The following is a 14091-nucleotide window of genomic DNA, read 5'->3' on the forward strand; positions in this document are numbered from 1 at the left end:
GCCGTTGGACACCGTCAAGGTGTCGCCAGCAACAGTGCCTGCAGGCAAGCCCACACGCACATCGACCACGCCGTTCAACTCGGCACGGCTGATGAAGCCGTTGTTGTTGGCGTCTTCGGAAATGGTGACGGTCGGAGCACCCGTGGCGGCCGTGTCCACCGAGTAAGCACGAGTAGCCGGGATGTCGGCCTGGTTGCCAGCGGGGTCGGTGATGCGGATGGAGACATCCAGCGTCTTGTCGCCATCGGCCACCAAGTCGGCGCCGGGCACGGCCACGGTGAAGGAACCATCAGCGCCCAGCGTGCCGGTGTAGGGCTTGCCATTGGCGGTGATGGTGACCACGTCACCGGGGGTGAATTCGCCCGTGGCGCGGCCTGTCACATTGACGGGGCCTGCGGCTTCAGCGGCATTGACGATGTTGTCCGCCGAGACCGGGTTGACGGTGATGCCGGTGGTGGCAGAGGACGGACCAGTGGTGTCGATACGCGCGGCATCCGTGCCTTGCGGCGATGCATTGCCTGCGATGTCGGTGAGGATGGCGGTGATGTCGACGGTCTGGCCATCTGCCGGAGCGGCAAAGCTGGTGTCCACAAAGCCTGCAGCCAAGTGCGCCGCAGTCACCGTGATCGGTGTGGTGGCCGTACCGTTGGACACCGTCAAGGTGTCGCCTGCCACCGTGCCTGCAGGCAAGCCCACACGCACATCGACCACGCCGTTCAACTCGGCGCGGCTGATGAAGCCATTGTTGTTGGCGTCTTCAGCAATGGTGACGGTCGGCGCACCCGTGGCGGCCGTGTCCACCGAATAAGCACGGGTGGCAGGGATGTCGGCTTGGTTGCCTGCGGGGTCGGTGATGCGGATGGAGACATCCAGCGTCTTGTCGCCATCGGCCACCAAGTCGGCGCCGGGCACGGCCACGGTGAAGGAACCATCAGCGCCCAGCGTGCCGGTGAACGGCTTGCCGTTGGCGGTGATGGTGACCACGTCACCCGGGGTGAACTCACCCGTGGCGCGGCCGGTCACATTGACGGGGCCTGCGGCTTCAGCGGCATTGACGATGTTGTCCGCCGAGACCGGGTTGACGGTGATGCCGGTGGTGGCGCTGCTCGGGCCGGTCGTGTCAATGCGCGCGGCATCGGTGCCTTGCGGCGAGGCATTGCCTGCGATGTCGGTGAGGATGGCGGTGACGTTGACCATCTGGCCGTCGGCCGGAGCGGCAAAGCTGGTGTCGATGTGGCCGGCGGCTAGTTGGGCGGCCGTCACCACAAAGCTGGCGGTGCTGCTGCCGTTGGAGACCGTCAGCGTGTCCCCCGCCACGGTGCCTGCGGGCAGGCCCACACGCACATCGACCACGCCATTCAACTCCGCACGGCTGATGAAGCCGTTGTTATTGGCGTCTTCGGCAATGGCCACGGTGGGCGCGCCGGTGGCGCTGATGTCCACGCCATAGGCACGGCTGGCCGGGATGTCGGTTTGGTTGCCAGTGGCGTCGGTCGCGCGCAGCGAGGCCTGCACGGTCTTGTCCGGGTCTACGGCCAGTTCGGCGCCGGGCACGGGGATGCTGAAGCTGCCATCGGCAGCGACTTGGCCGCTGAAGCTCTGGCCATTGATGTCCAGGGTGACGGTGTCGCCCGCCGTGAACTCGCCCGTGGCATGGCCGGTAACACGCACCGAGCCACCGGCTTCCGCCGCGTTGATCACGTTGTCGGCGCTCAGGCTGTCCAAGACCAAGCCGGTGGTGCCGCCAGGGCCGCCACTGGGGCCGGTGGTGTCAATGCGTGCTGCGTCAGAGCCTTGCGGCGAGGCGTTGCCTGCGATGTCGGTCAGGATGGCCGTGACCTGCACCAACTGCCCTTCTGCGGGGGCCGCAAAGCTGGTGTTGATGAAGCCTGCTGCTGCCTGCTCAGCGGTGATGGTGAAGGTCGAGGTGGTGCTGCCGTTGGAGACACTTAAGGTGTCGCCCGCGACGGTGCCTGCAGGCAGGTCCACGCGCACATCGATGACGCCATTCAACTCGGCGCGGCTGATGAAGCCGTTGTCGTTGGCGTCCTCGGCAATCGTCACCGTGGGGGTGCCGGTGGCCGTGGTGTCCACGCCATAGGGGCGGGTGGCGGTGATGTTGGCCTGGTTGCCTGCGGGGTCGGTGATGCGGATGGAGACATCCAGCGTCTTGTCGCCATCAGCGGCCAAATCCGCGCCGGGCACGGCCACGGTAAAGCTGCCGTCAGCGCCCAGTGTGCCGGTGAAGGTCTTGCCATTGGCGCTCAGGGTCACCACATCGCCGGGCTTGAACTCGCCCGTGGCTTGGCCGGTCACGTTGACGGTGCTACCGGCCTCTGCCGCGTTGATCACGTTGTCGGCGGTGAGCGGGTTGATGCTGATGCCGGTGGTGGCACTGCTAGGCCCGCTGGTGTCCACGCGCGCACTGTCGCTGCCCTGCGGCGAGGTGTTGCCCGCCACGTCGGTGAGCGTGGCCGTGATGGCCACGATACTGCCGGTCGGCGGCGCCACAAAGCCGGTCAACACATGGCCGGCGCTCAGGTCTTGGGCCGTCAGCACGATGCTGTTGGTGACCTCGCCGTTAGAGACATCAACGCGGTCACCCACGGCCGCGCCTTGCGGCAGATCGACCCGGGTAATGACCAAGCCATTCAACTCGGCACGGTTGATGAAGCCGTCGTTGTTGGCGTCTTCCACCAGGGTCACGGTGGGCGCGCCAGTGGCAGCGGTGTCCACGCTGAACACGCGCATCGCGCCGATGTCGGCTTGGTTGCCTGCTGGGTCGGTGGCGCGCAGCGAGCCCGCCACGCTGTGGTCGGGGTCAGCGGCCAGGTCGGCACCGGGCACGGCAATGCTGAAGCTGCCATCTTGGGCGACGATGCCCGAGAAGCTCTTGCCGTTGATGCTCAAGGTGACGGTGTCGCCGGTGCTGAACTCACCCAGGGCTTGACCGGTGACCTGCAAGGTCTGACCGGCCTCGGCGGCGTTGACGATGTTGTCTGCCGTGATGGGGTTGATCACCAAGGCGGTGGTGCTGGCGTCTGGGGTTTCGTAATCGAACTCGGCGGCATCGCCGGCCGATGCCGAGGTGTTGCCGGCTTCATCGGTCAGCGTGACGCGGGCGATCAAGGCCTCGCCCGAGGCTGGGGCGTCCACTTGGGCCAGCACCCGACCTGCGGCCAGTTGCTCGGCGCTGATGGTCAAGGTCTGGTTGCCGGTGGTGGTGCTGAGGTTCAGCACGTCGCCCACGCGGGCGCCTGCGGGCAGGCCGATGGTGATGTCCACCTTGCCTGAGAGCTCGGCCAGATTGACCACGCCGTTGTCGTTGGCGTCTTCGGCAATGGTGAGGGTGGGGGCGGCGGTGGCCGTCAGATCCACCACCAAGGACTGCACAGGGCTGGCTGGGCCAGTGTTGCCGGCTGGGTCTGTGGCGGTGGCGGTGAAGGTGTGCGGGCCTTCCGTCAGCGGGGTGGCTGGGGTCAGGGTCCAGCGGCCATCGGGATCGACCGTAGCGGTGCCAATCAGCTCTGCGCCGTCATACACCTTGATGGTCGAGCCGGGCTCACCGGTGCCGCTTAGGGTGGGCGTGGTGTCGTCGGTGCGGGCGCCGTCTGTCAGCGCGCCTTGCACGGTGCCCACGTCGTCGCCCAAGCCGGTGATGGCGGGCGCAGCGGGGCCTTGGGTGTCCACGGTCACCGCGTAGGGCGCGGTGGCCGGGCTCACCACGCCAGCCGCATTGGTGGCGGTGGCACTGAAGGCGTGCGGGCCGTCGGCCAGCGGTGTGCTGGGCGTGAAGCTCCAGCGCCCAGCGCTGTCGGCGGGCACGGTGCCCAGCAGGGTCGTGCCGTCATAGACATTGACGGTGGTGCCCGCAGGCGCCGTGCCTTGCAGGGTGGGGCGGGTGTCGTCGGTCACACCATCGGGCTGCACCGCGCCTTGCACCGTGCCCACGTCATCGCGCAGGGCGGTGATGGTGGGGGTGGTGACGTCCTTGGTGTCCAGGGTGAAGTTGGTCGGCGCCGAGGCTGGGCCAGTGTTGCCTGCCACATCGGTTTGCGTGGTGCTCAGGCTGTGCTCGCCATCCAGCAGCGGCGTGGTGGGGGTGAACTGCCAGGTGCCGTCAGGCTTGACCACGGTGGTGCCGATGGGCTCCTCATGGTCGTAAATGGTGACGGTGGCGCCGGGCTCGCCCGTGCCGCTGAGGCCGGGCGTGGCGTCGTCAGTGGTCTGGCCATTGCTGATGGCACCGACCACGGGGCCGACGTTGTCCAGCGCGATGACGGAGTTGGGCGCGTCGGGGTTTTGGGTGTCCACCACGAAGTCATAGATGCCGGTCGGCGCGCTGACATTGCCAGCGGCGTTGGTGGCGGTCACGGTGATGGCATGCGGACCATCGGCCAGCGGCGTGGCGGGCGTGAAGGCCCAGCGGCCGCTGCTGTCGGTGGTGGCCGTGCCCAGCACGTTGCTGCCGTCGCGCACGGTGATCACGGCGCCGGGCTCGGCCGTGCCGCGAATGCTGGGCTGGGTGTCGTCGGTGATGCCGGTGCTCTTGGCGACGTTGCCCTGCACCGTGCCCTGGTCGTCGATGACGTTGACGATGGCCGGTGCCGAGGGCGGTGCGTCGTCCATCAGGTTGAAGTCGCGCGGCGCACTGGGGGCACTGGTGTTGCCGGCCTCGTCCACGGCGCGGGCGCTGATCTCGTGCTCGCCCAGCAGCAGGGGCAGGGTGGGGGTGAAGGTCCAGTAGCCGTCCGGCCCGGTGGTGGCGCGGCCCAGCAGGGTGTCGCCGTCAAACACTTCGACCGTGGAGCCAGGTTCGGCCGAGCCCCAGATGGTGGGCTTGGCGTCGTCGGTGGTGGCACCGGGCGCGATCTCGCCGACGACGGCGCCGGTGTTGTCAAAGATGCCGCCAATTGTGGGCGCATCGGGCGGGGCAATGTCGATGGTCAGCGCGAAGGGCGCGCTGGGGGCCGAGGTGTTGCCCGCTGGGTCGGTGGCGGTGAGCGTGAACTCGTGCGCGCCGGGTGTCAGCGGCGTCAGCGGCGTCAGGCTCCAGGTGCCGTTGGGTTTGACCACGGCGGTGCCCACGGGCTGGCCGCCATCCAACACGGTGATGGTGTCGCCGGGGTTGGCGCCGCTGCCGCTGAAGGTGGGTGTGTTGTCGTCGGTGCTGTCGCCGCTCTGCAGGCTGCCTTGCACGCGGCCCACGTCATCGCTGATGAGCAAGCTGGGTGGCGCGTCGGGGGCCACCGTGTCGACCACGACTCGGAAAGTATTGGAGGGCTCGCTGGGCACACCGGCTGCGTTCAGGCTGACGGCCACAAAGTCATGCGGGCCATCGGGCAGCGGGGTGCTGGGGGTGAAGCTCCATTGGCCGCTGGCATTGGCTTGTGTTTCACCCAACAGGGTTTCGCCGTCATAGACCTGCACCACTTGGTTGGGCTTGCTGCTGCCGCTGAGCGTGGGCGTGGTGTCCTTGCTGGCCTGGTTGAAGGCCATGGGGACTTCGCCGGTGGCACCGGCCTCGGTGACGCTGTCGATGGTGGGACTCGACACTTGGCTGGTGTCGATGCTGAAGTTCAGCGGAGGCGTGGCCGGGCTGACATTGCCCACCGCATCGGTGGCGGTGATGGTCAGGCTGTGCGGGCCGTCGGGCAGGGCCACGGGCGGGGTGAAGCGCCAAGTGCCGTCTGGGCCTACGGTGGTGCTGCCCAGGGCCACGCCCTTGTCGTAGACGGTGATGGTGCTGCCGGGCTCGGCGCCTTGGCCTTGCCAGGTGGGCGTGGCGTCGTCGGTGGTGCTGCCTTCGGTGATCTCGCCGCGCACCGGGCCTGCGTTGTCGGTGACGGTGTCCACGGCCACTTGGCGCGGCGCTTGGGTGTCAATGGTCAGCGGCCACGCGCCGGTGACGGGGCTCTGCACGCCGTGGATGTTCACCGCCTCAGCCGTGAAGTTCCAGGTCTTGTCAGCCAAGGCGCCGGGCGTGATGCTCCATTCGCCCTTGGCATTGACCACCACGCTGCCGACGGCCTGGCCATCGGCAAACAGGGTCACGGTCTCGCCGGGGCGGCCGTAGCCGTTGAGGGTGGGTGTGTTGTCGTTGGTGCCGCTGCCCTTGGTCAGCAGGCCTTCGACGGGCGTGACGTTGTCGGTCGCGCTGATGATGCTGGGCACCTGGGGTGCGCCGACATCGACGGTGAGCGCGAAGGGTTGGCTGCTGGGGCCGGTGTTGCCGGCCGGGTCGGTGGCGGTGGTGGTGATGCTGTTGGGGCCTGCGGGCAGCGGCACTTCGGGCGTGAAGCTCCAGGTGCCATTGGGCGCCACCGGGGCGGTGCCAATGGGCACGCCGTTGGTGTAGATGGTGACGGTGCTGCCGGGCTCGGCCGTGCCGTTGAAAGTGGGGCGGCTGTCGTCGGTGGCACCACCGGGGTTCAACTTGCCTTGGATGGGGCCATGGTCATCGAGCACGCTGCCAATGCTGGGCGACAGCGGGGCAGTGCTGTCGACGGTGCCGGTGCTGGTGCTGGTGCTGGGGTTGCCTGCCGCATCGCGGCCGGTGACCTCCACCTTGAAGGGGCCGTCGGGCAGTGGGCTGCTCGGCTTCAGGCTGAAGCCGCCATCCGGACGCACGGTGGCTTGGGCGGTCTGGGTCTGGCCATTGGCGTCAGTGATCTTGACCTCAATGGGCGTGCCGCTGGGCAGGTCGGTGCGGCCCGAGACCGTAGGCTGGGTGCTGTTGGAGAGGTCGGGCGCGTCCACGCTCACGGCGGGCGCCTTGGTGTCCACCACCCCGGTGGTGGTGTTGGTTTGGGCATTGCCTGCAGCATCGGTGGCCACCACTTGTACGGTGTAGCGGCCATCGCTCAGGTTTTGGCCGGGGCTGACGCTGAAGCGGCCGTCGCTGCCAATGGTGGCGGTCAGCTCCTGGCTCTTGCCGGCGGCGTCCACCACCGTCACTTTGACGGTGCTGCCCGAGGGCAGATTGCTCTGGCCGCTGATGGCGGGCGTGTTGTCGCCGGTGATGGCGACCGGGTCCAGGCGCAGGGTGGGCGGTGTGGTGTCCACGGTGCCGCCGGTGGTGACGGTGGTGTTCTCGGCTTGCACATTGACAGAGAAGTTGCCGTCCGGCAGCGGGGCGGTGTCCACCGCAAAGCGGCCATCGCTGCCCACGGTGGCGGTGATGACTTGCACTTGCCCATTGGTATCGGTGACGGTGACTGTCACCAAAGACCCAGGCGCGAGGTCGGTGCTGCCAGAGATGCGCGGCGTGGCGTCGCCCGTCAGGCCGGGGTTGTCCAGCACGATGTTGGGTGGCGTGGTGGGGGTGGTGCCGTCGGGCGTGCCACCGGCCGTGCCTGCGGTGGGGAACTCGGCGCCCGTGCTGCCGGTGCCGCTGCCATTGGTGCCCAAACCGGCAGTGGTCGTGGCTTCGCTGATGCGGTCCACCCGCAGGCCGCCTTCGGCCGTGGTCTCGTCGCCGCCAGCCACACCGGCTGCGGTGGCGGTGTCGCCCACGCCCTTGTCAAAGTCCGCAATCAGTTTGTCGAGCCCGCCTTTGGCCGCTGCCTTGGCACCCACGCTCTGTGGGCGGCTCAGGCGCACCACGGCGTCCGCAGCGGCCAGCATCACGGCGCCGGGGGGCACGGCGGCCCCTGCACTCAAGGGCTGAGGCGCTTGCCCGGGCACTTGCAACCAGGCGGAGCCTTCCACCGCTAGAACCTGCCCACCTGGCAACACGGCGGCCGCCAATCCCGTCTGGCCCGCGACGGTGACGGCCGGGTTGGCGCTGGCGGCGGCTTCAGCAGCGGCGGCGGCGACTTGGGGCAATACACGCTGTGCGTTGGCTGGGGCTGCGGTCGTGGCGGGGGTGTTTTGAGCGCTCATGGTGTGACTTCAGGGCTGAGGTGGCAGGAATTAGTCGTCCAAGGGGCATGCATGTCCCCTTCGACGTCTCGACTTCAGCGTCATCGGCCGATCAACTAGGCTCTGAAGCGCAAGCAACCCAAAGTGTTCACATTGGCCTTGAGCGGCCAAGAAAGTCACATAAAAAGTCCTCCAGGGCGGCTCTTTGACACCGTGCTAACCGTCTCCAGTGGCGCACCGGGTTGGGCCTGATTGCCAAAAATTTGGCGTTCTTCCCTAATCTCTAGTTAACATGCAGGCGTTTGCATAGCGCTACGCAGGGCCAAACTGAAAAGGGACCCCACGATGAACGAATCCAAGAAGACGTCGACACTTTCCCGCCGTACGGTGTTCGGCGGGGTCGGAGCGGCCGGTGCATTGGCCGTGGTGGCGGCTGTGTTGCCCAAGGCTGAGTCCACCCCCGAGGTGGCTACGGCGCCTGTGGTGCCCGCCCAAGAGGCCGAGGGTTATCGCCTGACAGCCCATATCCAGCGCTACTACCAGACTGCCCGCGTCTGATGCTGCACGGGGCCTGTGAGGCTCCGTCTGTGGGTGAGCCGCCCAGTGCGGCGCCCTCCCGATCTCTTCGCTTGAATGACAGCGCAGCGCCTGCCTGCTGCGGCTCGACCCCCAAGGAGTAACTATGCTGCTGACCCGCAGATCCACGACGCCTCAAGCCACGGCTTCATCCTCGTTGGTGAACAGTTTGGCCCGAGGCATCACGCGTGCCATCCCGACCATGGATCGTCGATCCTTTCTGCGTCGCTCAGGGCTGGGGGTGGGCGCCGGTATCGCGGCGGGCCAGTTGACCCTGGTGAAAAAGGCGGAGGCCGCCAGCTCGGCCCGCGCGGCGGCAGACGGCTCCGGCAAGGTCGAAGTCAAGCGCACGGTGTGCGGCCACTGCTCGGTGGGCTGTGCCATTGACGCCGTGGTGGAAAACGGCGTCTGGGTGCGCCAAGAGCCGGTGTTTGACTCTCCCATCAACCTGGGTGCGCACTGCGCCAAGGGCGCGGCCGTGCGCGAGCATGGCCACGGTGAGTACCGCCTGCGCACGCCCATGAAGCTGGTGGACGGCAAGTACCAGCGCATCTCCTGGGACCAGGCTTACGAGGAAATCTCGGCCAAGATGCTGGAGCTGCGCAAAGAGAGCGGCCCCGACAGCCTGTTCTTTGTGGGCTCGTCTAAGCACAACAACGAGCAGGCCTACTTGATGCGCAAGTGGGTCAGCTTCTGGGGCACCAACAACACCGACCACCAGGCGCGGATTTGCCACTCCACCACCGTGGCGGGTGTGGCGAACACCTGGGGCTATGGTGCGATGACCAACTCGTACAACGACATGCAGAACGCCCGTGCGGCGCTCTACATCGGCTCGAATGCGGCCGAGGCCCACCCGGTGTCGATGCTGCACATGCTGCACGCCAAAGAAAACGGCTGCAAGATGATCGTGGTCGACCCACGCTTCACCCGCACGGCGGCTCGGGCTGATGACTATGTGCGCATTCGGTCCGGCTCCGACATTCCCTTCTTGTTTGGGGTGATGCACCACATCTTCAAGAACGGCTGGGAAGACAAAAAGTACCTTGAGGACCGTGTCTATGGCATGGACAAGGTGCGCGAAGAAGCCCTGAACTTCTGGACGCCTGAGAAGGTGCAAGAGGCCTGTGGCGTCGACGAAGCCACTTGCTACAAAGTAGCCAAGACCATGGCGGAGAACCGCCCCAGCACCATCGTGTGGTGCATGGGTCAAACCCAGCACACCATCGGTAACGCCATCGTGCGCGCGTCCTGCTTGCTGCAGTTGGCTTTGGGCAATGTGGGCAAGAGCGGTGGCGGCACCAACATCTTCCGCGGCCACGACAACGTGCAAGGCGCCACCGACGTCGGCCCCAACCCCGACTCCCTGCCCGGCTACTACGGCCTGGCTGAAGGCTCCTGGAAGCACTTTGCCAAAGCTTGGGGCGTGGACTACGAGTGGATCAAGAAACAGTACGCCTCGCCGGCCATGATGACCAAGTCCGGCATGACCGTCTCGCGCTGGATCGACGGTGTGCTCGAAAAGAATGAACTGATCGACCAAGACAGCAATCTGCGCGGCATGTTCTTCTGGGGCCATGCGCCCAACTCCCAGACCCGGGGTCTGGAAATGAAGAAGGCCATGGACAAGCTGGACTTGCTGGTGGTGATCGACCCCTTCCCCAGCGCCACGGCCGCCATGGCTGCCATGCCGGGCAAGGCCGAAGACCTCAACCCCAAGCGGGCGGTCTACCTGCTGCCCACCACCACGCAGTTCGAAACCAGCGGCTCATGCACCGCGTCCAATCGCTCCATCCAATGGCGCGAGAAGGTCATCGAGCCGCTGTGGGAGAGCCGCACCGACCACATGATCATGTATCAGTTGGGCGAAAAGCTGGGCTTTGGCAAAGAGCTGGTCAAGAACTACAAGATGGTGCAAGGCAAGGGCGGTATGGAGCCCGAGACCGAGTCCATCCTGCGTGAGATCAACACCTGCGTGTGGACCATTGGCTACACCGGCCAGAGCCCCGAGCGCCTCAAGGCCCACATGCGCAATATGAACGTCTTCGACGTGAAGACGCTCAAGGCCAAGGGTGGTATCGACAAAGAAACCGGTTACAGCTTTGACGGTGATTACTTCGGCCTGCCTTGGCCTTGCTATGGCACGCCTGGGCTCAAGCACCCGGGCAGCCCCAACCTCTACGACACCTCCAAGCATGTGATGGATGGCGGCGGTAACTTCCGCGCCAATTTCGGCGTGGAGCGTGAAGGCGTCTCGCTGTTGGCGGAAGATGGCTCGCACTCTGTGGGCGCAGACATCACCACTGGCTACCCCGAGTTCGACCACATCTTGCTCAAGAGGCTGGGTTGGTGGGGCGAGCTGACCGAGGCCGAGCAAAAGGCGGCTGAAGGCAAGAACTGGAAGACCGACAGCTCCGGCGGCATCATCCGCGTGGCCATGAAGAACCATGGCTGCCACCCCTTCGGCAATGCCAAGGCCCGCGCGATTGTCTGGAACTTCCCCGACCCGATCCCCAAGCATCGCGAGCCGCTGTACAGCACCCGGCCCGACATGGTTGCCAAGTACCCGACGCACGACGACCGCAAGGCCTTCTGGCGCCTGCCCACCCTCTACAAGACGGTGCAGGAGAAAAACAAGGACATTGGCAAGACCTTCCCGCTGATCATGACCAGCGGCCGTTTGGTCGAGTACGAGGGCGGCGGCGAGGAAACCCGCTCCAACCCGTGGCTGGCCGAGTTGCAGCAAGACATGTTTGTCGAGATCAACCCCAAGGCCGCCAACGACCGGGGCATTCGCAACGGTGAATATGTGTGGGTCAAGACCCCGCCCATGGCTGCGGTGCCTGAGTTCAAGGGCCTGCGCGTCAAGGCGCTGGTCACCGAGCGGGTCGGCGCGGACACCGTTTTCCTGCCCTTCCACTTCTCGGGTCGCTGGGGCGGCATGGACATGGCGCCCTTCTACCCGGCTGGCGCCCTGCCTATCGTGCGCGGTGAAGCTGTCAACACGGCCACGACTTATGGCTATGACAGTGTGACCATGATGCAAGAAACCAAAACCACGCTCTGCCAGATCGAGCGCGACGTTGCCTAATCCAGGAGATATTTCAATGGCCAGAATGAAATTCATCTGCGACTCGGAGCGCTGCATCGAGTGCAACGGTTGCGTCACTGCCTGCAAGGCCGAACATGACGTGCCTTGGGGTGTGAACCGCCGCCGTGTGGTCACGCTGAACGACGGTGTACCCGGCGAGAAGAGCATCTCGGTGGCCTGCATGCACTGCAGCGACGCGCCTTGCATGGCGGTCTGCCCGGTCGACTGCTTCTACCGCACCGACGAAGGGGTGGTGCTGCACGACAAAGATGTGTGCATCGGCTGCGGCTACTGCTCGTATGCCTGCCCCTTTGGCGCACCGCAGTTCCCCACCAATGGCACCTTCGGCTTGCGCGGCAAGATGGACAAGTGCACCTTCTGCGCCGGTGGCCCAGAAGCCAATGGCTCCACCGCTGAGAACGAAAAGTACGGCCGCAACCGCTTGGCTGAAGGCAAGCTGCCGGCTTGCGCTGAAATGTGCTCGACCAAAGCCTTGTTGGGTGGCGACGGCGACGTGGTGGCAGACATCTTCCGCACTCGCGTGCTGACCCGCGGCAAGGGCAGCGAAGTCTGGGGTTGGGGCACGGCTTACGGCAAGCCCACCTCTGGCGCCAAGACCGAGGAGGCCAAGTCATGAGCATGCGCACCGTCACCCTCTGCGCCGCCCTGTCGCTGTTTGCGCTGACGGCCTGCAGCGAAAAGGCTCAGACCGCGGGTACCGCCCGCAAGACCGATGCCGCCGCCCACACCGGTGCCAGCGCCGCCTACACGGCAGCGGGCTTCAAAGCGGGCGACAAGGCGGCCTGGGAAAACCAGATTCGCCAGCGCAACCAGGGCCAAAACGAGTATTCGCGGGCGCCTGCGGCGTCCTTGAAGCCCTGAGCCCCGGAGGTGCCTGTATGCATCCCATGATCACCCGAGGCCTGACGACACTGACACTGGCTTGGGCCGTGTCGCTGTCGGCCCAGGCTCAAACCGCGGCCCCTGCAGACCCTGCGGCAGCGGCGTCTGCGGCGCGCACTGGCCCACCTGCGGGCTTTGTCGCCCCGGCCGAGCCCAAGCCTGACGAGTCCCAGGCCCAGCGCGCCAAGAGCCAGCCCGGCAATAACGCGCCCACTTGGCGTGCCGTGCGCGAGAGCGGCACCACGCCCGGCTACAGCTCTCTGCCCGGGGCTGAGCAAGGTGTCTTGATTCAACCCTTTGTGCAGTACCCCGGCTCGGCCAAAACCACGGCCGGTGAAGCCTGGCGGCAGGTGCGCAACCAATGGATCATTCCCTACGGTGGCGCACTGGTGTTCTTGGCGGTATTGGCCTTGGCCATCTTCTACTGGAAGCGCGGCCCCTTGGGGCATGACCACCCAGAGACTGGGCGCAAGATCGAGCGCTTCACGCCTTTTGAGCGCGCAGCGCACTGGACCAATGCCTCGGCATTTGTGGTGCTGGCGGTGTCGGGTTTGGTGATGGCCTTTGGCAAGTTCATCTTGTTGCCCGTGATGGGCAGCACTTTGTTTGGTTGGCTCACCTATGCCTTAAAGACGGCCCACAACTTCGTCGGTCCGCTGTTTGCGGTGTCGCTGATCGTGGTGGTGGTGACCTTCATCAAGGACAACTTTGCCAACGCATCCGATTGGGTGTGGCTCAGCAAACTGGGCGGCATGTTCAGCGACAAAGAAGTACCCTCGCACCGCTTCAATGCCGGTGAAAAAGGCATGTTCTGGTGGGGCGTGCTGATCCCCGGCTTGGTGGTGATCGGCTCGGGCCTGGTGCTCGACAAGCTGATTCCCGGCTTGGCCTACTTGCGGGGTGATATGCAAGTGGCCCACATGATCCATGCCGTGGCGGCCTTGATCATGACCACCATGCTCATTGGCCACATCTACATGGGCACCATTGGTGTGAAGGGCGCGCTGGGCGCCATGAAGACCGGCTATGTGGACGAAGCCTGGGCCAAGGAACACCACGAGCTTTGGTACAACGATGTCAAGGCGGGCAAGATCCCTGCCCAGCGCAGCACACCGCCGGCTCCTAACCCCACACTGCAGCCTGGCGCCTGACTGAGGAAACCGTATGAAGCACATTCTGATGACCCTGGCACTGGCCCTGTCTGCTGTCGCTGTTCAGGCCAAATTGCCCCCGCTCAGCGACGAGGCCAAAGCCAAAGCCGCTGAAGCGGCTGCCAAGACGGCGCACGGCAACAAAGTGGCCGCCTATCAGCTTTGCAAGTCCAATGAGCGCGTGGCTGATCACTATCGGGCCAGTGCGAAGAAGGCGGGCAAAGAGCCAGGAGCCCAGGTCGAGACACCAGCCTGTGCCGACCCTGGCCCTTATGTCCCAGCGCCTGTAGTCGCTGGCGCTGTACCTGCTGCACCTGCTGCCCCCGCTGCGCCTGCACCAGCCACCGCCACAGCGGCCAAGAAGCCTTAAGCGAACGAAACTCGCGAAGGCTTGCCACTCATTCGGCGCTATGACCGCACCTGCACCCCTTGCTGCGCCTGAGAAGTTGTCTGACGTCGCTGCCCCTCCTGCGACCGTCGACAACGGCCCGACGCTGACTCAAGCTC

At 65.8% G+C, this 14091-nt stretch carries 7 protein-coding genes; 6 read left to right on the forward strand and 1 reads right to left on the reverse strand.

Translation table 11 applies throughout. From position 1 onward, the window contains the following. Positions 1-7884 (reverse strand): Ig-like domain-containing protein (locus ACIQ3Q_RS14000; RefSeq protein ID WP_396269736.1); only part of this gene is annotated, 7884 nt, incomplete at its 3' end. Between the two features lie 324 nt (positions 7885-8208). On the opposite strand from ACIQ3Q_RS14000, the gene ACIQ3Q_RS14005 reads away from it, so the two are divergent. From ACIQ3Q_RS14005 to ACIQ3Q_RS14030, 6 genes are all read left to right on the forward strand, one after another. Continuing rightward, positions 8209-8421: a formate dehydrogenase gene (locus ACIQ3Q_RS14005; protein WP_396269737.1), complete on the forward strand. Its 213-nt coding sequence runs from the start codon at positions 8209-8211 to the stop codon at positions 8419-8421. Between the two features lie 124 nt (positions 8422-8545). Continuing rightward, positions 8546-11530, forward strand: coding sequence for a formate dehydrogenase subunit alpha (locus ACIQ3Q_RS14010; protein WP_396269738.1), 2985 nt, complete (start codon positions 8546-8548; stop codon positions 11528-11530). 16 nt (positions 11531-11546) lie between these two features. Continuing rightward, the gene (gene fdh3B / locus ACIQ3Q_RS14015; protein ID WP_210810916.1) at positions 11547-12167 is read left to right on the forward strand and encodes a formate dehydrogenase FDH3 subunit beta; all 621 of its coding nucleotides are present in this window, start codon (positions 11547-11549) and stop codon (positions 12165-12167) included. After that, on the forward strand, positions 12164-12412 hold the full coding sequence (locus ACIQ3Q_RS14020) for a hypothetical protein (protein ID WP_396269740.1): 249 nt from the start codon (positions 12164-12166) through the stop codon (positions 12410-12412). Before fdh3B ends, ACIQ3Q_RS14020 begins: the two co-directional genes overlap by 4 nt. 17 nt (positions 12413-12429) lie before the next feature. Then, entirely contained in the window at positions 12430-13584 is a 1155-nt protein-coding gene (locus ACIQ3Q_RS14025; RefSeq protein WP_396269741.1) for a formate dehydrogenase subunit gamma, read from the forward strand. Between the two features lie 13 nt (positions 13585-13597). Next, a complete protein-coding gene (locus tag ACIQ3Q_RS14030) occupies positions 13598-13954 on the forward strand; it encodes a hypothetical protein (protein ID WP_396269742.1) in 357 nt (118 codons plus the stop codon). Positions 13955-14091: the final 137 nt, after the last annotated feature.

Origin of the sequence: Ideonella sp. (assembly GCF_044358605.1) — a bacterium.
Classification (GTDB): Bacteria; Pseudomonadota; Gammaproteobacteria; order Burkholderiales; family Burkholderiaceae_C; genus Ideonella.